Annotated in this window: 22 protein-coding genes; 10 read left to right on the top strand and 12 right to left on the bottom strand. The window is 43.6% G+C overall.

From position 1 onward, the window contains the following. The first annotated feature begins 296 nt into the window (after nt 1-296). Entirely contained in the window at nt 297-1,466 is a 1,170-nt protein-coding gene (locus MMA19_RS05785; protein WP_240205744.1) for a hypothetical protein, read from the top strand. A gap of 140 nt (nt 1,467-1,606) precedes the next feature. Continuing rightward, nucleotides 1,607-2,482, top strand: coding sequence for a LysR family transcriptional regulator (locus tag MMA19_RS05780; RefSeq protein ID WP_038221951.1), 876 nt, complete (start codon nt 1,607-1,609; stop codon nt 2,480-2,482). A 32-nt stretch (nt 2,483-2,514) separates the two neighbouring features. Here MMA19_RS05780 and MMA19_RS05775 read toward each other — a convergent pair whose 3' ends face one another. Both MMA19_RS05775 and glgX read right to left on the bottom strand, forming a co-directional pair. Next, nucleotides 2,515-4,278: a diguanylate cyclase gene (locus MMA19_RS05775; protein ID WP_240205743.1), complete on the bottom strand. Its 1,764-nt coding sequence runs from the start codon at nt 4,276-4,278 to the stop codon at nt 2,515-2,517. A gap of 151 nt (nt 4,279-4,429) precedes the next feature. Continuing rightward, complete coding sequence (gene glgX, locus MMA19_RS05770; protein ID WP_240205742.1) at nt 4,430-6,394, bottom strand: glycogen debranching protein GlgX; 1,965 nt, start codon at nt 6,392-6,394, stop codon at nt 4,430-4,432. A gap of 438 nt (nt 6,395-6,832) precedes the next feature. Here glgX and MMA19_RS05765 point away from each other — a divergent pair, with 438 nt between their 5' ends. From MMA19_RS05765 to MMA19_RS05750, 4 genes are all read left to right on the top strand, one after another. Further along, a complete protein-coding gene (locus MMA19_RS05765) occupies nt 6,833-8,221 on the top strand; it encodes a carbohydrate porin (protein ID WP_038230787.1) in 1,389 nt (462 codons plus the stop codon). Between the two features lie 86 nt (nt 8,222-8,307). Then, on the top strand, nt 8,308-9,177 hold the full coding sequence (locus tag MMA19_RS05760) for a MalM family protein (protein WP_006070103.1): 870 nt from the start codon (nt 8,308-8,310) through the stop codon (nt 9,175-9,177). 211 nt (nt 9,178-9,388) lie between these two features. Then, on the top strand, nt 9,389-10,543 hold the full coding sequence (locus MMA19_RS05755) for a tetratricopeptide repeat protein (RefSeq protein ID WP_063604785.1): 1,155 nt from the start codon (nt 9,389-9,391) through the stop codon (nt 10,541-10,543). Between the two features lie 317 nt (nt 10,544-10,860). Next, complete coding sequence (locus MMA19_RS05750) at nt 10,861-11,574, top strand: oligogalacturonate-specific porin KdgM family protein (RefSeq protein WP_240205741.1); 714 nt, start codon at nt 10,861-10,863, stop codon at nt 11,572-11,574. A gap of 93 nt (nt 11,575-11,667) precedes the next feature. Here the strand turns inward: MMA19_RS05750 and MMA19_RS05745 are convergent, their stop codons facing one another. The 4 genes from MMA19_RS05745 to MMA19_RS05730 are packed head-to-tail and all read right to left on the bottom strand — an operon-like array spanning nt 11,668 to nt 15,605. Continuing rightward, on the bottom strand, nt 11,668-12,600 hold the full coding sequence (locus MMA19_RS05745) for a LysR family transcriptional regulator (protein WP_006070100.1): 933 nt from the start codon (nt 12,598-12,600) through the stop codon (nt 11,668-11,670). A 24-nt stretch (nt 12,601-12,624) separates the two neighbouring features. Continuing rightward, on the bottom strand, nt 12,625-13,725 hold the full coding sequence (locus MMA19_RS05740) for an ABC transporter permease (RefSeq protein WP_240205740.1): 1,101 nt from the start codon (nt 13,723-13,725) through the stop codon (nt 12,625-12,627). After that, nucleotides 13,722-14,648 (bottom strand): ABC transporter ATP-binding protein, encoded by a 927-nt coding sequence (locus tag MMA19_RS05735; RefSeq protein ID WP_006070098.1) that lies wholly within the window; start codon nt 14,646-14,648, stop codon nt 13,722-13,724. Before MMA19_RS05735 ends, MMA19_RS05740 begins: the two co-directional genes overlap by 4 nt. Then, nucleotides 14,649-15,605: an HlyD family efflux transporter periplasmic adaptor subunit gene (locus MMA19_RS05730; RefSeq protein WP_240205739.1), complete on the bottom strand. Its 957-nt coding sequence runs from the start codon at nt 15,603-15,605 to the stop codon at nt 14,649-14,651. Between the two features lie 400 nt (nt 15,606-16,005). Between MMA19_RS05730 and MMA19_RS05725 the strand changes: the two genes are divergently transcribed. From MMA19_RS05725 to napH, 4 genes are all read left to right on the top strand, one after another. Next, complete coding sequence (locus tag MMA19_RS05725) at nt 16,006-16,959, top strand: M23 family metallopeptidase (RefSeq protein ID WP_006070096.1); 954 nt, start codon at nt 16,006-16,008, stop codon at nt 16,957-16,959. After that, nucleotides 16,863-17,315, top strand: a complete 453-nt coding sequence (locus MMA19_RS05720; protein WP_081411526.1) for a polymer-forming cytoskeletal protein — start codon at nt 16,863-16,865, stop codon at nt 17,313-17,315. Before MMA19_RS05725 ends, MMA19_RS05720 begins: the two co-directional genes overlap by 97 nt. 243 nt (nt 17,316-17,558) lie before the next feature. Beyond that, the gene (gene napG, locus MMA19_RS05715; RefSeq protein ID WP_006070094.1) at nt 17,559-18,332 is read left to right on the top strand and encodes a ferredoxin-type protein NapG; all 774 of its coding nucleotides are present in this window, start codon (nt 17,559-17,561) and stop codon (nt 18,330-18,332) included. A 2-nt stretch (nt 18,333-18,334) separates the two neighbouring features. Then, on the top strand, nt 18,335-19,186 hold the full coding sequence (gene napH / locus MMA19_RS05710; protein WP_006070093.1) for a quinol dehydrogenase ferredoxin subunit NapH: 852 nt from the start codon (nt 18,335-18,337) through the stop codon (nt 19,184-19,186). Between the two features lie 10 nt (nt 19,187-19,196). Here the strand turns inward: napH and MMA19_RS26545 are convergent, their stop codons facing one another. The 6 genes from MMA19_RS26545 to MMA19_RS05685 form a co-directional block, all read right to left on the bottom strand. Continuing rightward, nucleotides 19,197-19,325, bottom strand: a complete 129-nt coding sequence (locus MMA19_RS26545) for a hypothetical protein (RefSeq protein WP_261359875.1) — start codon at nt 19,323-19,325, stop codon at nt 19,197-19,199. Between the two features lie 15 nt (nt 19,326-19,340). Then, entirely contained in the window at nt 19,341-20,084 is a 744-nt protein-coding gene (locus tag MMA19_RS05705; protein WP_240205738.1) for a hypothetical protein, read from the bottom strand. Nucleotides 20,085-20,121: 37 nt separating this feature from the next. Continuing rightward, on the bottom strand, nt 20,122-20,469 hold the full coding sequence (locus MMA19_RS05700; RefSeq protein ID WP_006070091.1) for a hypothetical protein: 348 nt from the start codon (nt 20,467-20,469) through the stop codon (nt 20,122-20,124). Nucleotides 20,470-20,570: 101 nt separating this feature from the next. Further along, nucleotides 20,571-21,275, bottom strand: a complete 705-nt coding sequence (locus tag MMA19_RS05695; protein WP_006070090.1) for a Crp/Fnr family transcriptional regulator — start codon at nt 21,273-21,275, stop codon at nt 20,571-20,573. A 216-nt stretch (nt 21,276-21,491) separates the two neighbouring features. Continuing rightward, nucleotides 21,492-22,094 (bottom strand): 2OG-Fe(II) oxygenase, encoded by a 603-nt coding sequence (locus MMA19_RS05690; RefSeq protein ID WP_006070089.1) that lies wholly within the window; start codon nt 22,092-22,094, stop codon nt 21,492-21,494. A 142-nt stretch (nt 22,095-22,236) separates the two neighbouring features. Continuing rightward, the gene (locus tag MMA19_RS05685) at nt 22,237-24,030 is read right to left on the bottom strand and encodes a choice-of-anchor I family protein (protein ID WP_240205737.1); all 1,794 of its coding nucleotides are present in this window, start codon (nt 24,028-24,030) and stop codon (nt 22,237-22,239) included. Nucleotides 24,031-24,160: the final 130 nt, after the last annotated feature.

Here is a 24,160-nt window from a genome sequence, read left to right as displayed (position 1 = left end):
TTATATTTTCGAATTGGTCGGAGGAGTGATGACTCTAATGCCATATTTTCGTAAGAATATGATCTAAATATACTTTTTCAATAACTTATATGAATGTGTTGCTCACTTGGTGTGTTGTTAATATATATATGATCGACTATTGTTTGTTCTGAATTGCCAGTTTTAAAAATTACCTATTAACTATGCGGATACTTGGTCTTTTTCCTCAAACTAATATTTAGTAGGATGTCGATTGGTGATACCTCCACCAAACTGCACTCAATGAGCCTAAGTGGTCTCAAAAGAATGGAATCTAAGTGCTACGTACGATTTTCAATAACGCACAGAGATTTCATTTGAACACGCCAAACTTTTCATCGACTTTGATGGCTATATCAATACTAGCTTTTGCTCCTTATTGCGATGCGAGCGAATCGAAGACTTCAACAGAGAGTCAGGACAAGCCCGAAGAATCGGTGGAAACATCAGATGAGCTTCCTGACCGCAAGTTCGCCGCATTTCCTGTTCCAATTACTGATGATGCACTTGGTCTGGGTCTTGGCGTTAATGCCATGTACCTTCACGACCGAGCCGAAGGCGCTAAAAACCCCTCTACCAGTATGTTTTACGGTCAATACACTGATACAGGCAGTGGCATGGCAATCATAGGACATGAACATGTTTTCGCGCATGATGCGTGGCGTGCGGGTTTCTATGCTGGACACTTTGGTCTCAATTTGAAATACACAGGGCGCGTCGGAATGCAGTTACCTAAAGCCGCTCAATATTCATCCTACTCTAACTTTGTTTACGCAGAGGTACGTAAGCAAATCATTGATGATCTGTATCTGGGGGTGCAAGGTTTGTGGAGTGGTGGTAACGCAAGCCTTAATGAGCATACCGATCCAGAAATTAAAAAAGCGTTTGAGCAAGAAATGAGTGGCAGCAATAGTGCGCTCGGACTGCTTATGACCTACGACTCTCGCGATAATATGATGGGGGCGACGCAGGGATTAAACGTCGATTTGAGTACCTTGCACTACTCAAGAGACAAACGGACGGGCAAACGCTTTACCAGACTGGATGCAGAAATTAGTCAATATTTCCCAATTGGAGATGATGTGCTGGCGTACCGAGTTATGGGTAAGGAAATGTTAGGTGATGCGCCAGAATATGAGTTTGTGACCCCCAGTTTACGTGGTGCCGATTGGAATAAATACAGAGGCAGTTCAGTGTACCAAGCTGAAATTGAATATAGGCATAAGTTCTCCACACTCTGGAGCGGTGTGGCTTTCGCTGGTGCGGCGGTGATAGGTAATCAGGACCGTTACTACACGCAATCGGTTCAGTCTGAAGTTGTGCCGTCGGCTGGCGTCGGTGTTCGTTACCTATTGAATGCCAAAGAGCGATTTACTGTTGGCGTAGACGCGGCGGTATCAAAGATGGGAAATACCAGCTTTTATATCCGTTTTGGAGAAGCTTTCTAGATGCCAGCTAAGCCATTTTATTGATTTATAGCGCAAATAATCGGTACTGGCATTATTGTTTTGGTTTATCTTTGGGTGCAATTTTTGTGCTATTGTTTTACGATGGTGCGCTTGTTAATAATATAGTCAAAGGGTTGGGTATGCTGAATATTGAACAGCTTGTTGCTTTTGTCGCTGCGGCAGAACAAGGCTCATTTTCTGCTGCTGCGAGGCATTTAGGAAAAAGCCAAAGCTCAGTGAGCATTGGTGTCAATAATCTGGAGGTCGATCTCGGGATTACGCTCTTCGATCGCAGTACCAAGTACCCTAAGCTGACGCCGCAGGGTGAGCGAATGTTATCGCAAGCTAAGGTGCTATTAAGACAAGCTGAACGAATTCGTAATTACTCTCAAGCTAGCGTTGATAGTGTCGAAGATACACTTAAGATAGCCATTGATCCTTTATTGCCATTTTCTTTGTTGGAATCCGCAATTGAGAAAATGTCTCAACGCTTTCCTTTCACACAAGTCGATGTTTCGAGACTCGCAGCACATCATCTCACCAACGCGATTATTAAAGATGAAGTGGAGCTTGGCTTTAACCTAGCGGCTGATGCGGTGCCAGAAGGGCTAGACTTTGTTTCTATCGCTAATATTGAGTGGGTCTGTATTTGTAGCCCAGATTCGATTTTTGCCGACATGCAGCAAGTGAGCAATGAAACCCTTATTGGCGAACGACAAATTGTATGTCGCAGCATGATGCAGAATACGGTGCTTCAGGCTCAGGGCGCGTTTTCTCAAGATATTTGGCAAGCAGACGATCAAGAAGATGTGATCAAGCTGGTGGAGCAGGGTATCGGTTGGGCGATTGTGCCTAAAGATTTCACTGTTGAAAAGCAAGCGATGGGTACCTTGATTGATTTTAGGCCTGAATTCCAGCGCTATGAAATGATGAACTCTGCGGATGTGCTGTGGAAATCCAATACGAGGTTAGGTCCTGCTGCTAAGTACTTATGTGAGATGCTTGGTGTCTTCTAAGTAAAAATAGCCCCTCAACCGAGGGGCTATTTTTATGCTTGATGAATATGGACTTGATTACGACCTTTTAGTTTTGCCTGCTGTAGGCTTTGAGTAGCTCTACCAATAATGCCATCTGTACTATCTCCTGTTGCTGTAACGCCAATAGAGACGGTTGCTGTAATCCATTCATCATGAATGTTCAAAGGTAGCTTTTCTATCAGCTGTCTTAACCATTCAAGCTGCTTTTTCGCATCGACGTTGTCGTTTGCCTCGAATAGTACCGCAAATAGTCCGCTTTCATAGCGAGCAATGCAATGTGACTTTGGCTTTGGGAAGCTGCGTTTGATGATGTCTGCTACATACAGAATAATCGTGTCGCCAATCATATCACCATAGTCAGCATTGATTCTTTTTAATCCATTTATATCGATCAAAGCAAAGTAAGCACTAGAATTTCTGAGTTGCTGGGTCAACTCTGAACGCATGGTGAGCTTGTTGTCCAGTCCAGTAAGTGAATCCTTATCGTTGAGGTATTGGAACAGCAATAAGTTTGAAAGAGCGACTTCAGAGAAATCTCGAATAGCCCTTATTACGCCATCAAAGGCAAAAAACGCACTCTTAACGTATATCACGCCAATTAGGGTATCCCTCTGAAATAGCGGCAATATGTAATGACGCCCATTCACTTGAAGCTTTCGCGCTAACGCATCATTGTTACTGTTATATACATAGTTCAATTGACGTGAGGTGAAGATGGACGGCAATGACTGGCATTGATGAATAACTTTGGTATTGCCATGAAAGTCGACGGTTTTAAAGCTCCCAGTATCTTGTTCGTATAGACAAAATTGTACGCCTTTGTGGAAGATAAAACGGTCAAAGATGGCGCGAAGATCGTGTTTAAAATGAGCAATGTCAGGCGCCTGGTTGAGTCTTGCTAAAGAGTGGTTGAGCTGGTAACTGATGTAGTTAATAGATAGAGCCAGCGATAACAGCGCTAATATCACCAAAGCGGTGAGTGAAATCTGATAAGACGTAAACAGAATATCTGCTCGACTCGTTCCAGAAACAAATATCCATTTCATTGGGTTTCTTGCGTCAAACATACTGACTTTGAGTTCGCCATTGTAGTGGTATTCGTAGCTACCTCTAGTTTGTCCATAGGTGATCTTCTGTTCTAGACCCTTTAGGTAGCTGATGGATTCTGTGCCGATTCTCAGAGGATTAGGATGGAAAATAAGTCGGCCATTGGTGCCATCTATTACGAATACATAGCCTTCTTTAAGCGTTTTCATATTCGCGAGATATTGGGTGATATGCTGAGCGTCTACCTCAAACCAGACTTCTAGCCTGGGGTGACTAAGTTGCTGTTTGATAGCAAATACCCAGAGCCCATCTTGCTTTTGATATAGGGTCGAAACAGCATACTGGTGCGAAAGAGCATCGAAGGAGTGCCACTGAATCGATGACTTTGTCTGCTCGCTAATACCTTCTCCATGATTATCGACATAGGTTTGAGCGATCGGGTCGAACACACTAATACTTTTATACAGGTACGTGTTGTCTAGTGTTTGCGTAACAAGTGAAGCAAAACGTGCGTCGTCAATATTCTTTTGCAGTAAATCCACTTTTGCAAAGGTCGCTTCAATTTGTGACCAAACTAGTGCCGTTGCCATTTTCACATTGGACTGAGATTGAGATTTCGCGAGTTGAAGAGAATGTTGATATTGCTGATAGGAGATAAAAATAAGCGCTGCAATAAGAGCAAAAGTGAGCGGTTTTAGGGCTCGTAGTAGGATTTTCGGCAGAGACATATTGTATTAAACCATTTGAGCATGCGGAAATGGTACTACGTCTTAGATAAGGGATACAAAACAATTATTTGACGTAAAGTTAGTAGAGATCAATTGATAAAAATAAGAGGTTGAAAAACAACCTCTTATTGATGAATGGACTAACGTTAGATCATGAATCTGTTGGAGAAAAGTGCAAAATAGCCATCGACATTGGAGCTTGAAGTATTTCACCTTCAGCATGTCCTACTTCAGACTCTGCAATATGAGTATCGCAAATGGTCTTCCAAGTCTGGTTTCGATCGTTTGGCAAGGTAAAACGAGCAGGTGCTTTGGTTTGGTTAATTAAGTAAACCATCTCATCGCCGTCATCCCCAATACCAATATGTAGTGCGACGCTACTAAGTCGATTCCAATCTTCCATGCTCATTAATTTTCCATCCACACGGCTCCAGAAAATGCGATTGTCGTTACGCTTCTCGCCGCTAAATGCGCGGATGAAAGGCACCATATACTCCTGGCGAGCGGCAAGCATGTCAGCTAGCCATTGTCTGAAGTGCTCTTTCGGCTCGCTTGAGCTCCAGTCCAACCAACTGATCTCATTGTCTTGGCAATAGGCGTTGTTATTACCTTTTTGCGTGTGTGAGAGGACATCTGCAGTCAAAATATGGGGAATACCAAACGAGAAGAGCAGCGTTGCCATAAAGTTACGCTTTTGCTTCTCGCGAGTTGCCAAGATGACTGGGTTGTCTGTGTCGCCCTCTGCGCCATAATTGTCTGAGCGATTATCACCGTGTCCATCACGGTTTTGTTCACCATTGGCCTCATTATGCTTATGCTTGTATGACACCAAGTCTTGCATAGTGAAACCATCGTGGTAGGTGATGTAGTTCACGGTCAGTTTATATGGCCAATTTGCCGCACTATATAGGTCTCGAGAACCCATTAATCGGGTAGCGAACTCTTTCAAGTAACCTTGATCGCCCCGCCAGAAACTGCGCGTAATGTCTCGCAAACGATCATTACACTCATTCCAACCAAATGGGAAGTTACCGACTTGATAACCATTAGGACCGATATCCCATGGCTCTGCAATTAACTTAGTCTGTTTTAATACAGGATCTTGCGCGACAGCTCTAAAGAAGGCAGCGTCACGGTTAAAGTTATCTCCGTTACGACCGAGTGTCGCAGCAAGGTCAAAACGGAAGCCATCGACGTTGAACTCTTGAACCCAATAACGGAGTGTATCCATAACAAGGTTGAGTGCTGGCTGATAATTGAGGTCAACCGTGTTTCCGCAACCGGTAAAGTTTGCAAAGAACTCACCATGGCGTAGATAGAATTTAGAATCCAAGGCTTTCAGATTGAAGACCGCTCCGTTATCTCCACCCTCTGCAGTATGGTTGTAGACCACATCAAGAATGACCTCAATACCATGGCGGTGAAGTTCACGAATAGCTGATTTTAGTTCTAGGACAGCATCTGAATCTGCATAGCGCGGATCTGGTGCCATAAAGACATATGGGTTATAGCCCCAATAGTTAACTTTATCCATGTTGAGCAGGTGAGGTTCATGCATACAGGCTGCGACAGGGAGCAATTGTATAGAATTGATATTCTGCTGCTTATAAAACCTCAGCATCTCTTCGCTGACTAAGCCTAGATACTTACCTCTATTCTGCGATGGGACCTTCTCATTGAGCTTAGTGGAGCCTTTTACATGAGTTTCGAACAGCACCATTTCTTCGCGAGGGATTCTTGGTAGCTTAGTGTCTTGCCAATCGAAGTCGTCGCCAATGACCACACATTTCGGTAGTTCAAAGCTTTTTGATGCATCAAACGGCGGAATATAGTGCAGGGCTTTGTCCAACGATTTTGCGTAAGGATCTGATATGAAATGACGCTCTTCACACGTTTCTATGACAAAACCATAACGTTGCCCTGCTGTGACTTCGCTAATGTGGGTATGCCTTACTCCAGCATATTCATTAGGGAGTGGGAACAATTGAATATTATCGTTGTCATCAAAGAGAGCTAATTGGATATCTGGGCAATCTGGAGCATGGATCGCGAAGTTACATCCTCGTTTATCCAGCGTCGCCCCTAATGGATATGGGCTTGATTGATGTTGTGTCATAAGATTTTTTTCTATTTGTTCGTGAATGACATTACTTAACTTTCAATAGTTAATAGCTTTGTAAACATTAGGTCAAGTTAAGATCACAGAATTTTAAATGTAATTTAATTTCAGTTTATTTGGCGTTATTTTGTAAAAAGTGATGTAAGACGTATTTTGTGCGTCAAAACATTACCAAATCCGCTACTCCTCCCCCCTTTTTTTGTGACTTATCCTTAAAAAACACCATACGGTTATTTTTCTCATCCTTTCTCATCCCCCTTAACAATCTTCAGGGTGGAGGACGTATCGCACTTACTACTTGGTTAATCTGACACCGTTCAATCAACTCGGGACCCTAAACCGATAAATATTTCAGACCTAAACGCATCAGTACTGCCTCTGCGGCGTTTTGGAAAATGAAATTGAATATAACGATAAGTTAAACGGAGTTTTCTAATGAAAAAAGTAAGTGTAATTGCTGCTGCAGTGGTGGGTGCTTTAGCTTCAGGCGCTGTGATGGCGGAAGACAAAGTACAAGAAGGTTGGCAAGTTAATGGTTATGGACACCTTCTATATAACGTAGGTGAGTCGCTACAACTTAATGAAACTTGGGAGCACCGCCGTGACTATCGCGCAGCGGGTGCAGCTTTCTCTGGTAACCCTAACCAAGTAGAGTTTACGGTAACTAAAGGCAATAACTACGAAAACGGCGCTTGGTCTAAATACGTTCTAAAGACAGAATATGGTAACAACGAGGGTGGTAATGGTCGTGGTTTCTATGGTTCTTCAGGCGGTAACGACAGTCACCTTTCGTCAGGTCAATTAGAGTTTAAAGAAGCGTATGTAGAGCTTGGTGACCTTTCAATGTTTGCTGAAGGCACCAGCATCTGGGCTGGTAAACGTTACTTGAACCGTCAAGCAGGTATTATCACGAAAGAATATTGGAAGCAGTCTTCGGGTCTAGGTGCGGGTGTAGAATATAAAGGCCTAGATTTTGCGGATAACTTAGGTTTTGCAGTAGTTTCTGCTGATCCTGGTGATGGTTATTGTGTGAACACAGTTACACCGGATAACGGTCCGGATTATGACGAGACTGTAAACGGCAAATACTGTAATACGCTAGATGATGGTCGTAGTACAACATTAACGTCACTAGACCTTTACTTATATGGTATTAAAGGACTCGGCGGAAGCTTTGATTTCGACCTTAAGTACCAAGTACGTGCTCATTCAGATCAATATCGTGTAGATACTAATACACCAGATGCAGCTGAAAATGGTATTGGCGCTGGTATTACTTATTCTCGCGACTACTACGGTTTTGATGGCTGGTCATTAACGGGTGTTACTTATGGTAAAGGCATTGCGGCCACTAAAGGTACAAACTTCGGTAACTGGAATGGTGGATGGGCAGAAGACGATGTCTCTCTATTCTTAACGTCTTACGGTGTTGCCAACATTACTGAAAACGTTCAACTTGGTTCAGAAATTGTTTATTGGAACATTGATAACAATGATCGTGGCCAGGTCTGGGGCGCGCAGGATGGCGTAACTCGCGCATTCTTGGGCTTAACTCCTACGTACCGAGTAAGCGACAACTTCCGTTGGGAAGCAGTTTTAACAGCGGCAAGCGAAACAGCTAAGGGCTGGCGTACAGACGATACAACGTATTTCTACTCAGCTACATTAGCACCTGTTTTCACTGTGAATGCAGACTACTGGGGACGTCCACAGATCAAACCATACATTGCTTATATGTCATCTAGCGATGATTCTTATGGATGGTCGCAATCATCGAAAGGTAGTGATACTCGATTCGGTATCGAAGCTGAAATCTGGTTCTAATCAACCTAGTTGAATTTACTAGATGAAGTCTTAATCTAACAAGGCAGTCTAAGGACTGCCTTCTTTTTCTAAAATGGTGGAATATTATGAACAAAAATATTTTGGCGCTAGTACTTGGACTAAGTGTGGTTGGTTGTGCGAGTAACTCTGGTGTTGAGCCCACCATCACAGATGCTCAAATGAAGTCAGAAGACGTTTGCTGTATCAGTAAAAAAGATTTTGCTTGGGTGGAGTTAGATAAGACTGAAGATGTTGGTTTTGTAATTGATGAATCATCTCCTGTATGGGAATTCAAAACCGGTAAGAGCTTTTTCAATGCGTTCGAGTTCTCTCCTCGTTCTGGCAAAGTAAAGGTAACCCTGAGCAGTAAAATGCTCAAAAAACGAGTGTTAGCACCGACAGTTCAATTACTCGACAAAGAATATAATGTGGTAAGAACTATCACTCTTGATGAATTCAATATTCGCTATTCAGACATGTTCGATGCGAATCGTTATGTAACGAGTTTTGAAGTCGACGCACAGTCATTACCTTACATGATTGTGTTCACTAACAGTTCAGATGTCGGCCAGTTAGTTTCAGTACCACATCCTGCCAAGGTGAGAGCAGAAGAAAGCGGGGAGCCGTTACCTATTGTTACTGACCCTAAGTTTAAACACAGTTATGTCGGTGAACTGAATTTAGAAATAGAGACCCTCACATTGGGGTCTAGAAAAGTTGATAATTCCATGGTGGCACCTGTTACAGCGGCAACGACTGGCGTTGTAGCAACTAGTGTGAAAGCAGCTCCAGCAACCATTCAACCAGAGACGACAAGCTATTATCATAGTGCGATCCAAAAAGCCGTCGCCGAGGACAACATCCCTAAAGCTCTGAGCCTGCTAGATGAAGCGAAAGCTCTTAACGTCGAAGGTGCTCAGGAAACGTTTGTTAAAGCAATTAACAGCCGTAAGTAAGATAACTTAGAATTTACCCCGTCTCGAATCATTCTGCTCGGTATAGGAAGCGGCAATGGTTCGAGGCTTTTTCTCTAAACAGATATTCAGCCAACGTCATTTCTCCAAACTAAGTTGTAAAAGCGTGTAATAGATCGCCTATATCACTTAATTAATCTCCCTTCCTGCCGTTACTATATAGAGTAACCGTTACCCAAAAAGCTATTAATCAATGTCGACACTTTCTATTGCAATAGGTGCAACCAGTCTTTCGCTCATCTTGGCATTTATCTGGATGTTCTCGTTATCCTTGAGACGCAAGAGGATGGAGCAAGAGCGTCTTGAGCGTGAAGCTGCCTACCGACGTGCTATTGAAAAAGCGCGTCAACAAGAAAGGCAAGAGCGTGTTTATAAAGCGGAAACGGGCCATGTACCTACAATTTTGTATTTAGCGAAAGAAGCCGAACGCAAGAATGTGAAAGAAGCGCTGTATTGGTACCATAAAGGTGCGCAGTTGGATAACGTCACGGCGATGTACGGCATTGTTCGTCTCAGTGATAAAAAGCGCGAAGACTTGGTATTACGTGAGCAAGCAAACTATTGGCGCCTTTGTATTGCTGGTAGTGAAGGGGATTCACATGCCAAATTTGAAGCCGCTAAGGCTTTAATTTATGGGCGAGGTACCGAGCGCAATATTCCCAAAGGTGTCTCTACCATCCAAGAAGTTGCTGAAGAAGGAAATTTAGAGGCCATTCTCTATATGGGCGACTGGAGTATTTCTCCTGATAACCCAACACCATCGCCTAAACAATCGACTCTTTGGTTTGAAAAAGCCGCGGAAAAGCAAAGTGAAGAGGGCATGACCAAACTGGGTCTGAATTACCTAAATGGTGTTGGTGTTGAACAAAATACTGACAGAGCTTGCTATTGGTTAGAACGTGCGGCTGAGAAAGGCAATGTGGAAGCTATGTATTATGCAGGTGAAGCATGGCGAGACATTAAGCCTAATGGCGCTGCTATCGCTTATATTTGGCTTTTTATGTCCGCCTATTTAGGTTATGAGGCTGCAAAATCAGCAAGAGACTCGGTGGGTTCGACATTAGGAGTGGACTCCGTTGTGGGACTTCAATCGTTAGCAAAACCCGTCATTAAAAAACTTCAGTTTGGGCCGATGGTGAAACATTCGCTAATCAAGGCATTAAACAAGCTTTATAAAAGAGAATTACCTCTTTTTGCACTTGAAGATGCAGACACTTTGAATAAAGAGCAGCCAAATACGGAATCTTCAGAGAGTCAGCAAACGACCTCCGATAATGACACCTCAATGCAAGTGAATGAATCTGATTACAATTACTCCAACTATCACACATCTTACTCCAATCAGTAATCGTATTTATGGTATGAATTCATCGTTAATGATTAGCGTGGTTTCATTTATGATTAAATTGAATCAAAAATAGGCGTATAATCTATTTTTGTTATCGATTTGAGAATATTTTGTTCCGTAAATTAGCTTGTGGTTCAATTATGATGTGATGCTCATCACTTCAAACTCTACTTTGACATTCCTCTGACAAAAATGATGCTCAACAAAATATGCTGAGCTCAGTTTTAGTGTGGCGTCTAAGGATGCTTGGCAGTGGCCTAAACGCTCGCACGTTAAATTAATGCCTTTTGGCATTCCTGTTCTATACGGAGCTTTTCATGAAAACTTTTAAAATGACATTAGCGGCTGCACTTGTTGCTGCTGTAGCCCTTCCTGCAAGCGCAAACTACGTTGACGTTCGTGGTGCTTACAAGACAGAAGCTAAAACGTACGAAACTCGTGTACGTGCTGGTTTTGACTTTGCAGAAGATTGGCAAATCCACCTTGAAGGTACTCAAGCTCAAGGTGATAAACTGTTTAGCAACTCGGGTAAGAGCGTTGCTGCATTCGAAACAGAACTAAACTACAACTGGGCAATTAACGATAACTTCACGTTAACTCCAGGTTTCGTATACTGGAACGGTTCTGACCACATGGAATACCGTCCATACCTAAAAGCGACGTATGCTGAAGGCAACTTCTATACTGCAGCTCGTTACCGTTATCAAGCAGCATCTAGCAGCACTGATCCTATGGTTAAAACAAACGACACTAACCAAGTTGACCTTTGGGTTGGTTATAACCTAAATGATTTCGCTCTTGAGTATAACCCTGCTTACATCAACCAAAAAGACGGTGGTGCATACACAGGCAATGGTAAAGAACAAGCGGATACCAAATGGGAACACACATTCCAAGTTAAGTACACTGGCTTTGAATCATGGGCTCCATACGTAGATTATCAAATTCTTGATAAAACATATGCGAATGCACAATACACGGATTTCAAAACAGAAAACCGTATCCGTGCAGGTGTAACGTTTAACTTCTAATCGTTACCGAATACATTGTCGCTTAGCGACAAACCTGAATTGAAAAGGCAGCACATAGTGCTGCCTTTTTTAATCTTTATAACCCGCCTTTGTTTAACTCTCTTTCAGATGATGTACCATCTGCTGTCTTAACCATGTAATGGCAGAGTTGTGACTCATTTTACTTGGCCAAACCATATAGGAATCAAAGGTTTTAGTTTCAAATGGGAAAGGAAAAGTTTGCAGTTGGAATATATCGCTATACTGCTCCGCAACAGATAAAGGTATGACCGCAATCGCTTGTGAATTGGATACTGAAGGAAGCATTCCAAGCAATGAAGAGTGTTGGCTAAATACTTTTCGTGGTGGCAATACTTCGCTGACCAACCATTCCACAAATGTGAGATTGTGGCGCCTGATATTCAGTAGAACATGACTTTCGGTCATATAGTTGGATTTATCGAATTTACCTTGCTGTATGCGTGGATGATTCTTACTGGCGACGCATGTTAGCCCTTCACTGTGCAGTAATTCTGATTGAAATACTTTGCTGTCTGATGGCGACACATCAATAACTAGATCCACTTTCTCCATCTGAAGATCTTCGTAGATTCTGGCATCTTTGGGAGGTAGTTCTTTTAAGATGATCTCGATATTTGGATAGGTAGTACAGACATGGAGACGTTTCTGAAGCCTTAACATAGCGGCTTCATGACAATATACGACGAATGTACGTTGTGTTTTCTTTGGATCAAACGCTTCTAGACCTTGAATCACTTTCTCTATACTCATGATATGGTCATGGGTCTGCTCATACAGTTCTTTGGCATAGCGTGTCGGTTTGATGCCTCGGCCTGTTCTCGAGAATAGTTCTTTGCCAACATTTTCTTTAAGGCGTGTCAGCGCATTACTCACCGCAGATTGCGTCAGGTCGAGTCGCTCTGCTGATTTGGTCACAGATTCTGTTTCGTAAGTAGAAATAAACACTCGCAGTAAGTTTAGGTCGAACTTCTTGTTAGGTTTGCTTTCTAGCTTTTTATTGTCCATAGCAACGTCCTGTGTCGTTGTCTGTTAATCGAGAGTTTTCTTGAATCTAAAGGCGGCAACAATAAGACCGACGACGGTAAATCCAGCCAGCCAGACGGTATCACGCCATACGTCAGACAAATCAGCGCCACGTAAAATAATGCCGCGTATCATGCGCATAAAGTGAGTAGCTGGTAAAGCTTCTGCGACCCATTGAGCGGCATTCGGCATCGCTTCATAAGGAAACATAAATCCAGAGAGCAAGATAGAAGGCAGCAAGATAAACACGGTCATTTGCATGGCTTGCAACTGAGTCTGCGCGATGGTTGAAATCACCAAACCCAAAGTTAAGCTAGCGGCTATAAATAGCAAACTTCCCATCAGAATTTGACTCACTTGACCATTTATGGGAACGCTGAAAATCGCCCAACCGAGTCCTAAAATAATGAAGATCTGAATCAGTCCGATAAAGATATAAGGGACTATCTTACCGATCATTAACTCAAGGGAATGAATAGGAGTGGTGATTAACAACTCCAGATTGCCTCGTTCGCGTTCTCGCACGATGGCTGCACTGGTAAATAAAATCATCGTCATTGTCAGTATCACACCTAAGAGTCCAGGGACAATATTCACTGCGGATCGGCGACTTGGATTATAGAGTAGGGTTGCTTCGAAGGTTTTTGGAGAGCTTGGCTGGTAGCCTGCGATCGAAAACTCTTTGATAGGCATGTTTTGCAAGCCCAAAAGCGCAGAACTGATCATAGTATCGGAACCGTCGACCAGCCATTGGCCTAGTGTCTGCTTATGAGTAATACGTTGCGTTAGGTTGTTAGGTAAGATTAACGCCGCACGTACCACACCCTCACGAATGGCAACCTCTGCTTCCTCAACCGTTGGATATTGCGCTTTAACGGTGACTACCTGAGTGACCTTGACGGCTTCAACAATAATTCGCCCTGGGGCTGATTGGCTTTGATCAACGATCGCAATCGGAATATTCCGCACGTCCGTATTCATTGCAAAGCCAAATAAAATAAGCTGAATGAGCGGTATCATGACAACCATCCCAAACGTAATGCGATCCCTTGAGAGCTGACGAATTTCTTTAACCATTATGGCGCTCATGCGCGTTAAGCTTTTCATTGTCTGCCCTTACCTGTGACGGAAACAAAGACATCTTCTAAACTTGGTCTTGCCGGTGTGAGCTCAGCTTGAGCTAAATCAGGGAAGCGCGTTTTAAGCCACAAGATGGGGTCAGCGACGGATTGATAGATCAGTACACGTAAGCGAATTCCTAACTGAGCTGCAGATCGAACCTCTTCACAAGCGACGAGCTTCTCTTTCAATGCTCGTAATTGGGGCGCTCGCACTTCTACAATGTTGACTCCCATATTATTCATCAGCACTTCTGGCTCATCGTCTGCACGCATTTCTCCCGCTTCCATAATGGCTAATCGATGACAGCGCTCAGCTTCATCCATATAGTGGGTGGTGACTAGGATAGTGGTGCCTTGATCACTAAGATCAAACAGTTGTTCCCAAAATTCTCGACGATTCTCAGGATCCACGGCTGAAGTCGGCTCATCTAAAAAAAGCAGTTCTGGTCTGTGCATGGTCGCAGCCGCAAGGGATAAACGCTGTTTTTGGCCACCACTCATGCCGCTGACTCGTTGTTTCTTGAGGTTGGACAGACCGTAGATACTCAGTTGCTCTTCTATTCTATTGCTACAAAAAGAGCGGTTCATTCCAAATATTTGCCCAATAAACTGCAAGTTCTCCTGAACAGAAAGATCGTCATACAAAGAGAATTTCTGTGTCATATAACCAATCTTTAGTCTCAGTTGTTCTGACTGTTGGGGAATATCCAATCCCAAAACATTAACGGTGCCCTCGGTAGGACTAAGCAGGCCTGTTAGCATGCGAATAGTGGTCGATTTTCCGCAACCATTGGGCCCTAGAAACCCATAAATACTGCCTTTGGGAACCGACAAGTTAATGCCATTGATGGCAGTAAAGTCACCGAACTTTTTGGTGATATTAGTTGCTGTAACGGCAATCTCGCTCATCTACTTCAGCCCCACTAAGTCAACTTGAGCTGGTACTCCGGTAGGAAGTGTTTGAGCACTGTCGGGTAAGTCGATCTCTGCCAGATACATTAAGCGTGAGCGCTCATCTTCAGTTAGAGCATAATAAGGGGTGAATGATGGATCGGATGCGACCCAACGAACTGTGCCAGTCAGTATTTGATCTAACCCGTCCACATGAACAGGCACTTCAAGACCAGGGACAAACTTCACCCTGACTGAAGAAGGAACATAGACACGTGCGTAGGGTACCCGGTCTGCTAGCACCACGGCAACAAAGGAACCAGTAGCGACTCGTTCGCCAAGATTGTATGGCAGGTTATCAAGCACGCCATCACGTGTCGCGACGATAGTGAGCTCATCCAACTGCTGGGTTTGTAATGCAACGTCGGCCTTGGCAGCAGCCAAGGCAGCTTCTGCTTGTGTGATATCCTCGGGTCGGGTACCGGCTGTCAGCTTTGAGAACTCTTCTGTTGCCGAGTTTAGCTCCGCTCTTGCTGAGTCGCGGTTAGCCAACGCTTGGTCCTTTTGCGATTGACTTGCGAGTTTTTTGCGCACTAACTCTTCTGCTCGAGAGTAGTTCTTTTCCGCTTCGATCAATCGAGCTTGGGCCATATCTACTTTAGCTTGCGCAGCTGCAATATCTTCAGGTCTTTCACCATTGGTTAGACGAAGTAAGTAAGCACTGGCTTTTGCTTCTTCAGCTATCGAATGAGCCAATACGGCTTCTTGCCGTTTGGTGTCTAAGCGAACTAGAACATCTCCTGTTTTTACCATACTCCCTTCACGAATAGGCAATTCACGAATGATTTCATTCGCGGTAGAAGAAAATGTAATGCGGTCTCGCTCAAGTGTACCTAGTGCTTTGCCATTGTCGTCACTTTGGCATCCCACCAGAGAAAACAAGATAGAGAAAACAATGAACAACGACCGTTTCATAGAAAACCCTCAAATATCACTTATATAGTCAATATTAGAAGCCAGTTGATTATTTTCTAGCTAATTTTCATAAAGTTATGAAGTCAAGACGTTTTGGATATTGGTATTCGTTGGGAGGTGAGATAGTGATTAATTTCAGGGGGAGTCTGACAAGCTGTCAGATAGGGAGCAGAATATGATTACTTCGGCGCGGATCTTTTTAACCAGTTGTTAAACCTAACATATAGTTTTTATTGATTGTTTGACACAAAGTCACGTCCTGACATTTCCTTGAACTTTCTGACTAGTACCTGTCATCTGTATTCCGTAAATTAACGCTTAGTTCAACAAAATCAAGCAATACAGTGAACTTGGTTTGTAGGGAAATTCTGCAACAGTCACGGATAAGACAGCATCAAACATGAAAGACCAACTAACGATTTCAGTTTCAACCATTAACGGCTCCAAGCACTGGCAGTTGAGTAAATCGATGCGCCGGAGCTTAAAAAGCTTGCTTGGAGTCAGTGTTGCGGTGGTGTTTGGCGGCGCGTTGCTTATTCAACACCTTTATCAAGTTGTGGATTACGCTGAGCTCAAACAAAAAGAGCTTGCCAGTGAGTCGCAAACATTGGGTGACGAACTGGCAAATTTGCAGGACCTGAAACAAACCTTAGAGAACGACCTATCTGATAGAGAAGAGCGCATTGCGTTAGTCTCTGAACGACTTTCGGATTTAGAGAAAGTACTGGGAGTGTCTGACCAAGGCGGTGATATTGAGTTGGAGTCCCGTCTGGATGCTGCGGCAATCCACTCTAATATCCGAATGGTGATGTTGACCCAGATCCCGAGCGGTTCGCCCGTGGGGAAACATCGAATGTCGTCTCAATTTGGCAAGCGTACTCATCCTGTGACCGGGAAAGTTAAAATGCACCGAGGGCTGGATTTTGCTGTGAACACAGGCACATCAATCTACGCACCTGCAGACGGCGTGGTTGAGGTAACGAGGCGCAGTAGTAAAGGCTCTGGCAACTTTCTTCGACTGCAACATTCATTCGGCTTTTCCAGTTCTTACTCACATCTTAAGAGCTTCAAAGTTAAGAATGGGCAATTTGTCCGTAAAGGGGATTTGATCGCCATTTCCGGCAACACAGGTCTGTCATCTGGACCGCATTTACACTATGAAGTTCGCTTTGTCGGGCGAGCGCTAAACCCTAGGCCTTTTGTGGAGTGGGGTGTACATGAATTTGAAGATATCTTTAAAAAGGAACGAGGAATACGATGGGAATCTTTAGTAAAAACAGTGGAACAAAGAGTCGCTCAGCAGCTGCAACTCTCATCGCCAAAGGCTGTACTATTAGCGGAAAACTCAAATTAGAAAGTGATATTCAAGTCGATGGAATCGTCGATGGACAAGTTCACGTCGAAGGCTCATTAGTTGTTGCTGAGTCGGGACGAGTGAAAGGTGAAATATTCGCAAAGCAATTAATTGTTAACGGTATTGTCGAAGGCAATTGTCATGCGGAGCATATTCAGATTCTCGCTAATGGTCGAGTTAAGGGCAAAGTCTGGAGTAACAACTTGAGTATTGAACCGGGCGGTAAATTCTTTGGCGAAACGGCAGAGTTTCCGGATGATGAAGTAGTGAGTCTAAAATCAAAAGAGACGACGGAAACAAAATTGCCAATCAACCCGAAAAGTGGTCCAAAAAACGACATTAAAAAGAGCGCTTAAGCACGAAAGGTGCGGCTCCCTTGCTGTACCTTAATCCTCTGGAACTACAACCTTAATTTCTCAATTTGTGATAACGATAGCTATCCATTGTTGATATTAATCAATCGACCCTCAGTATAACCCTTTCGTATAGTAGGGACATCAGTTAGAAGAGTTACAATTCGCCCAATACAGCTCATCTGAATGAGCTCGGAAGTAGTATAATTAAATAATACCTTTGACTAAAAGTGAAAGGATCTGAGCATGTCTAGGCAAAACAATAAGTCTTCTGAAAGCCGTCGCAGATTTCTACGTGACGCAGCGAGAACAGCTGTTGGTGTTGGCGCTGCGGCGACTTTACTAGGGTTACAATCCAAGCAAGGGCAAGCAAAAACCAGTGGAGGAGTGCCTATTCGGCCACCTGGAGCGCTTGCTGGCGACCAATTTGACCAAGCGTGTTTGCGCTGCGGTTTATGCGTCCAGGCCTGTCCGTACGATACGCTAAAGCTTGCAACCCTTTTATCTCCTGTAGCATCAGGAACGCCATATTTTACCGCCCGTGATATTCCTTGCGAAATGTGTGAGGACATTCCTTGTGTGGTGGCGTGTCCAAGTGGTGCGCTTGATCATTCACTTACTAATATCGACGACTCCCGTATGGGGCTCGCGGTACTTATTGACCATGAAGAGTGTTTGAACTGGCAGGGGTTGCGCTGTGATGTTTGTTATCGAGTGTGTCCGGTCATCGATAAAGCAATTACCCTTGAGCCAATTCGCAACCAGCGCACTGGTTACCATGCCAAGTTTATTCCAACGGTTCACTCTGACCACTGTACAGGCTGCGGTAAATGTGAGCAGGCATGTGTTACCGATGTACCTGTCATAAAGGTTGTGCCTATTGAACTCGCTAAAGGCCATATGGGCGACCACTATCAGCTTGGATGGGAAGAAAAGGTAGAACTTCGTGATGGTACCTTCCCTGAAACACCAGAGATCGCGCCGAGTGAGCACATCCGCATAAATGACGGGAGGAAATAACCATGGCTAAGAATCTCGCAAAAGATGCGGGTAAAGACGCGATAAAAGAGCTTGGCTGGTGGAAGGCACATCGTTTTTTGATTTTAAGAAGGTTATGCCAACTGGCCATCATAGGTCTATTCATGGTGGGGCCAACATGGGGAATTCTTGAAGGCAACCTATCATCTAGCATGTTATTTGGGGTGATTCCTCTCAGTGATCCACTCCTCGTGATGCAAACATTGGCCACAGGGCACTGGCCAGAAGTGAACGCTCTCATCGGTGTTGCTATTGTTGTTGTGTTTTACGCTCTTATTGCTCCTCGTGCGTTCTGTGCTTGGGTTTGCCCTCTCAATATGGTCACCGATTTAGCAGCGTGGATGCGACGTAAACTAAATCTTAAAGCAAGTTATAAATGGTCTCCAAAACTTCGCTATTGGTTGATTCCGGTGATTCTACTGGGTAGTGCTGTTTCTGGTTCACTGTTGTGGGCGTGGATTGATCCTGTGGCATCGTTACATCGTGGATTGGTATTTGGGATGGGTGCTGGCTGGATACTGATTCTATTGGTTTTCTTACTTGATCTCGTTTTGGTTGAACACGGTTGGTGCGGGCATTTGTGCCCACTGGGTGCAACTTACGGCGTCATCGGTCGTAAGAGCGTTATCAGAATTAAAGCAACTCACCGCGAGGCGTGCACTAAATGTATGGATTGTTATAACGTGTGCCCTGAACCCGATGTTCTTAGGCAGCCCCTTAAACAGGGGGACAGACGTGTTATGAGCCAAGATTGCATTAGCTGTGGGCGCTGCATTGATGTGTGTGCTGAAAAAGTACTCGAGTTTACTGCGAGTTCAAAGCAAGACCATAGTTAGAAGTCATAAGTTATGGAACGTCGCGTCTAAGCTCTGTAACGTTCCATTCTAAAAGTTTGCTGCTTTTTACTTTTCTATCAATGGCGTGTTTGTGAATATTGGCTAGGGATACATAAGCGGCTAATAAGATGCTGAGCATGATCATACCTTCAAATTACTGGTCAACATGTCGAAGATGACACTGTTCATTTACGATGAATACCACCCAAGCATTATCGTTCCATACTGAGTCTTTTTCTGGAGTCCAAACTGTGCAGTCCAAGGTCTTGGTGTCGCTGTAGTTTACGGTGAGGTCAAAATTCATAAGATCTTTTGACATATTTATTTGTTTGAAGTCACCGTGTGACGAGATATCAATAGGCGGCGATTGTTGACCAATGTGAACCGCGGTTTTACCTATATGCTTGTGAACATCAAGATCTAGGATAAAAACGGGCACTTTGCCGTCAACATGTTGAACGTTGGGTTGGTGTAGAGCGTATAGTTGATAGTCATCGGTGTCGGTATTACCTAGACTAAAAACCCAATAGCGAGCTTTGTCCACTAGTTCAATTTGAGTATTAGCTAGCACCTGCTGTTCATTTCGACTTATAAGTTCAATGTTTAACAAGTTAACCAAGTCGTCTGCGTCTCGAAATTGTACGGTTTTCGAGTAACCGATATGACGAGAGTACTGGTTTTTCAACAAGTCATGTTTCTCTCCCTTTAGAGACATAGCAATTACGTCAGTTTCAGTGTATTCACTGGGACTAGCGATAAAGTCAAATGTACGAATAACCATACTTTGAGGTTGCGGTAGGGTAGCTTCTGGATTAGTTGGACTACTTCCTCCACACCCAAGTAACGTACTGACGGTTCCAAGGGCAACAAAACAAAACAGCGAGCGTAGTACATTCATAGAGTTTCTCTTAATTGAAAATGGTCTTTGAGTTTACTTAGGCCACGAAATCCAGACTCTTGATATACAGAGCCATTTTGGGACATCGAAAAGGTTGGCTGATATTAATCCAGCTTGGTTTTCTATCTGTTACTGAAACGGAATAGTGCGCTTCCATAAACAGCAGCGTTTCTTCAATAACAGTATTCCAGCGTTGATCCTGTCTAACGATAAGTTGGCTAGACTTTGGGTAAAATTTCCATTTAGTCGTACTTAACTGAGGGCAAATATAAACCTGACCCAAATGGTCAACGATAACCTCACCTTCAAGTCTATTAACACGAAATTTCTTATTTACGTCATCCTTGGTATCAGTGTGAATTTTAATGGCATAGATAAACGGCATATATAACCTACAGCTGTGTTTGTTCCTCAGGAAAACCTGATAAAAGTTGTTTAAGCATTTCCCAAAAATGTAGTCACATTATTGGATAGAATTGGTAACGACTAAATATACAGTCTTGGATCGCGTATACTTAGATCAATGCCGTCCATATAAGCAGCTAGCCTCTGTGGCGAATCGATGCGAATCTTGCCTCTATATAAAGTAACAAGATGATTTCTCTCTAGTTCTTTCATTACTTCGTTTACCCGTTGGCGTGCGATACCCGTCATGTCACTTAATTGTTGTTGTGACACTGAAATTTCGACCATCGATTCTTTGGTGTTCATATGAGCCAATATATCTATCAACTGATAAACAATTCTTTCTGTGATGTTCGCGCTATATATCAACTGGCTTTGTAGCCATTTCTCTTTTGACTCAAACGTTAATGAATAAAACCACTTGTAGATTTCAGCATTTTTTTCACATATTGGACGCAAGCGTTGGTTACTAAAATGAATAATGCTACAAGGTTCTATTTCAATAAATATAAAAGGCAACAAAGAGGCATTGGGGTCAATATAATTTCCGAACCAGCCATCTTGACCCACTAATAGGCAATTTGCAGTTTTTAAATTTGGAGTTTGTATACAAATCGCTAATGTTCCACTTTCTATAAAGTTGATGCCCCTATTTATGAGACTTGAGCTTGCCAACGCAGGGTCTTCGATTGAAATTCGCTGGGCTACAGAAACTAGTTCTTGTGACAACTCTGGCGACAACGACGTCGTCCATCTCAATTGTTCAACCGCTATCGTCTTTGTCATAACCGCCTCTTCTTATATCTTCTTATAGATTATAGAGGCTTACGGACATTATGAATGCGTTTCTTGCCGTCGTTGAGGGAGAGTGTATAGGGGAATGTAGAGAAGAAGTATCCGGTGGCGGACACTTCTAGCAATTAATTTGATTAAAGTGGTGTATTGAGTTCGAAAACACCTATGACGGGCAGAATGGAATAGCATCCTAGCAGGGGATGAGGGCTACTGAGCTATATCCAACATGTTGTCTTTTACACCATTGGTTCTGAACCAACCTGCGATGCTAAAACGCTCGCGGTGAGTTGGCAGTACTTCGTGAGGGAACTGCTCTGAGAAAAACACAAATAATCGGCCTGATTTTGGTTTGATTCGCGTCAGCTCATTGTCATCTAAGTCGTAGACAACTAAATCACCACCATCTTGCTCTGTCCATTCATCGTTCATGTAGAACACTGTCGTCAAACGGCGATTCTCGTTACCGCGGAAGCAATCTAGGTGTTTCTGGTAGAAATCACCCTTTTCATATTTTGCAAAGTGCGCTTCATATTCAAATAGGCCCAAGAAAAAATTCTGGTTTGCGGCTTGGCGAATGATTTCCATCTTACTAAGAAATTGTTGAACTGGTTCACCAAGATCGCTCGATAGCCAGCAGATTTTGTCACTGCGAATTGCGCTTTCGCGCATGACTTCGTCGTTGCGACCGATACACGCTTTTTTCCAGTTCTCTGGCAGACACTCTTTGAGCGCATCAACTTGATCGGGAGACAGAAAATCGTCCCAAATGTAATAGCCTTGAGAGAATAAAGAATCGATGAGCTTTTGCATGATAAGCGCCGCCGTGGTTATAAGAAACAGGAGGCGCTTTATAGATAATTAACCCGTTGTCATCAAATCTGTTTTTTTGTCGTGACGATTAACACGGTTATGCTCTGGGCTCTGACAAAAACGGTCAGAGCCCAGAGCGTGATTAAAGATCGATTCTAAAGACCGATGTCGTACCACTGACTTCATTACCGACGGCAATGAAGTGGTTGCCCTGACGTGTGAAGTACTCGATGGATTCAGGCCCAAGATCGCCTGCCTTTGGGTTGTATTGGTCATTATCACAATCGCCATCATCTACTTGAGTGCAAACTGGCTGGGAGAAGTCACGGTTATTAACGTAGGTGATAAACAGGGCTTGTGCAGGTTCTGTAACATCATAGACCATAATGCCGCCATGACGTTCTAAGCCAATGAACGCGTAGTGACGACCATTAATATTTGCAACTTCAATGGCTTCTGGCTCGACACCTTTATCATCACTGCGGTCATCTGCGGAGTTGTTATTATCATTAGTGCTGTTGAAGTACTTCGCTTCCTTCATGAATACAATATTGGCAAATTCATCGCCACTGTCATAAACCCGTTCACCCTTTTCATTCCAGATAGAGAAGGAGCGAGCGCCAAAGGCTTGCACTTTTTCATCTGCTGCCAATGTTTGGTTTGACTTGATCACTTTAAGGCGTGCTAATTGTGCGTTGTCTTTTAGAGCGATTGCCAGAGGATGATTCGGATCCACTTTGAGCTTCTTGCCACGAACCTCATCAACGTAAGCGATACAGAAGTCTTGCTTGTTAGCGTAGTCCTCAGCATTTTGCTGTTCGTCACCGTCCCACTTGAAACCTTGTTTATCACATTGTTGTTGTGTGGTGTTGAAACCATACTCACGGCCATCACCTTCATTCGCAGTCACAACATAAGTTTCGCCATTTACGCTATAGCTAGCTATGCTGTCGGGCGTATACAGGCCTTCTAACATTGGGTAGCTCTTCAAGTTGCCCACAATGTTGTCTTTATTAGAGGCATCAAGCTTCTCTGTTTGCCAAGATTTGCCACCTAAGCCAACGATACTTTTAACACTCGCTGAAGCAACATCAATAGTCGCCATCGCATTGTTTTCTTGAAGAGCTACATAGAGCGAGCCTTTCTCATCAAACGTTAAATATTCCGGCTCTAAGTCTTGAGCAACAGTCGCGTTAGGATGAGAGATGCGAACTTTAGAGCTAAGTTCTGAGTGACGAGATTGGCCCTGATTAAACTCGCGAAAATCAATTTGAGTCACTAGTGCTTTTTGAGGTCCATTGTTTAGGTCGACCAAAGTGACAGATCCTTCTGGGTCGACAGAGTAGTCTGCGTTGGGTTCACCTTCGTTTGCACTAGCAAGGTAACGGCCGTCTTTGGAGAAGCTGACCATGTCTGGCAGTGAGCCTGCTTGGTAGGTGGTAATGAGCGCTAAGGTATCGGAGCGATACAAGGCAATAATGCCTTTGTCTTGCTTATTACTATTCTCGATAGCGACAGCGACCAGTCCTTCATGAGCCGATACACTATTCGCTGCGCCAATTTTAATGCCGGATTGCTGTGCTGCGGATACTAGATCAATCTGACCTGTCGAACTTGGCTTACCTTGTTTATCAAGCGAAAGTACATCGACTTTCTTTGCTTGTGCATTGACCACATACAGCTTGTCGGTGCAGCTATCGTAACTGACAATCTCTGCAGCAGATGTACCAAACGGGGCATCTGCGATGGATGTGCCGACCAAGGTAAGACCGGAAATTGACATTTCTGAAGGTTCAGGGACAACTGATGTTTTACATTGAATATTGAACGCCTCAACGGCATTGAAAGCTGTCTTTGGAGAAGAGTTTGATGCACATCCAGATAGTGCGATGCTTGCTACGATAACCGAAGCAAAAGTGGTTCTAAGCGAGTTCATATTTCCTCCTTGAATGATTAACTCGCCGAGGATAAATATATTTTGTTACGTTTGTGTGTAGTTAAATAAATAATCCATGTGAAGTCTTTAAATTCATTTCTCGTAACCGAGTTATAAAAAAGCCGCTGTT

The organism is Vibrio sp. CyArs1 (assembly GCF_022432925.1).
GTDB lineage: Bacteria > Pseudomonadota > Gammaproteobacteria > Enterobacterales > Vibrionaceae > Vibrio > Vibrio mediterranei.
Note: the sequence above shows the minus strand (reverse complement) of the source record. Positions and strands in the feature narration are given on the sequence as shown.

Excerpts from the sequence above, each read along its gene's own strand:
- MMA19_RS05765 (WP_038230787.1), top strand. The coding sequence starts at position 6,833 with ATGAAAAAAGTAAGTGTAATTGCTGCTGCAGTGGTGGGTGCTTTAGCT.
- MMA19_RS05735 (WP_006070098.1), bottom strand. The coding sequence starts at position 14,648 with ATGAGCGAGATTGCCGTTACAGCAACTAATATCACCAAAAAGTTCGGT.
- MMA19_RS05685 (WP_240205737.1), bottom strand. The coding sequence starts at position 24,030 with ATGAACTCGCTTAGAACCACTTTTGCTTCGGTTATCGTAGCAAGCATC.
- MMA19_RS05705 (WP_240205738.1), bottom strand. The coding sequence starts at position 20,084 with ATGAATGTACTACGCTCGCTGTTTTGTTTTGTTGCCCTTGGAACCGTC.
- MMA19_RS26545 (WP_261359875.1), bottom strand. The coding sequence starts at position 19,325 with ATGCTCAGCATCTTATTAGCCGCTTATGTATCCCTAGCCAATATTCAC.
- glgX (WP_240205742.1), bottom strand. The coding sequence starts at position 6,394 with ATGACACAACATCAATCAAGCCCATATCCATTAGGGGCGACGCTGGAT.
- MMA19_RS05720 (WP_081411526.1), top strand. The coding sequence starts at position 16,863 with ATGGGAATCTTTAGTAAAAACAGTGGAACAAAGAGTCGCTCAGCAGCT.
- MMA19_RS05725 (WP_006070096.1), top strand. The coding sequence starts at position 16,006 with ATGAAAGACCAACTAACGATTTCAGTTTCAACCATTAACGGCTCCAAG.
- MMA19_RS05780 (WP_038221951.1), top strand. The coding sequence starts at position 1,607 with ATGCTGAATATTGAACAGCTTGTTGCTTTTGTCGCTGCGGCAGAACAA.
- MMA19_RS05775 (WP_240205743.1), bottom strand. The coding sequence starts at position 4,278 with ATGTCTCTGCCGAAAATCCTACTACGAGCCCTAAAACCGCTCACTTTT.
- MMA19_RS05700 (WP_006070091.1), bottom strand. The coding sequence starts at position 20,469 with ATGCCGTTTATCTATGCCATTAAAATTCACACTGATACCAAGGATGAC.
- MMA19_RS05695 (WP_006070090.1), bottom strand. The coding sequence starts at position 21,275 with ATGACAAAGACGATAGCGGTTGAACAATTGAGATGGACGACGTCGTTG.
- MMA19_RS05760 (WP_006070103.1), top strand. The coding sequence starts at position 8,308 with ATGAACAAAAATATTTTGGCGCTAGTACTTGGACTAAGTGTGGTTGGT.
- MMA19_RS05755 (WP_063604785.1), top strand. The coding sequence starts at position 9,389 with ATGTCGACACTTTCTATTGCAATAGGTGCAACCAGTCTTTCGCTCATC.
- MMA19_RS05750 (WP_240205741.1), top strand. The coding sequence starts at position 10,861 with ATGAAAACTTTTAAAATGACATTAGCGGCTGCACTTGTTGCTGCTGTA.
- MMA19_RS05740 (WP_240205740.1), bottom strand. The coding sequence starts at position 13,725 with ATGAAAAGCTTAACGCGCATGAGCGCCATAATGGTTAAAGAAATTCGT.
- napG (WP_006070094.1), top strand. The coding sequence starts at position 17,559 with ATGTCTAGGCAAAACAATAAGTCTTCTGAAAGCCGTCGCAGATTTCTA.
- MMA19_RS05730 (WP_240205739.1), bottom strand. The coding sequence starts at position 15,605 with ATGAAACGGTCGTTGTTCATTGTTTTCTCTATCTTGTTTTCTCTGGTG.
- napH (WP_006070093.1), top strand. The coding sequence starts at position 18,335 with ATGGCTAAGAATCTCGCAAAAGATGCGGGTAAAGACGCGATAAAAGAG.
- MMA19_RS05690 (WP_006070089.1), bottom strand. The coding sequence starts at position 22,094 with ATGCAAAAGCTCATCGATTCTTTATTCTCTCAAGGCTATTACATTTGG.
- MMA19_RS05745 (WP_006070100.1), bottom strand. The coding sequence starts at position 12,600 with ATGGACAATAAAAAGCTAGAAAGCAAACCTAACAAGAAGTTCGACCTA.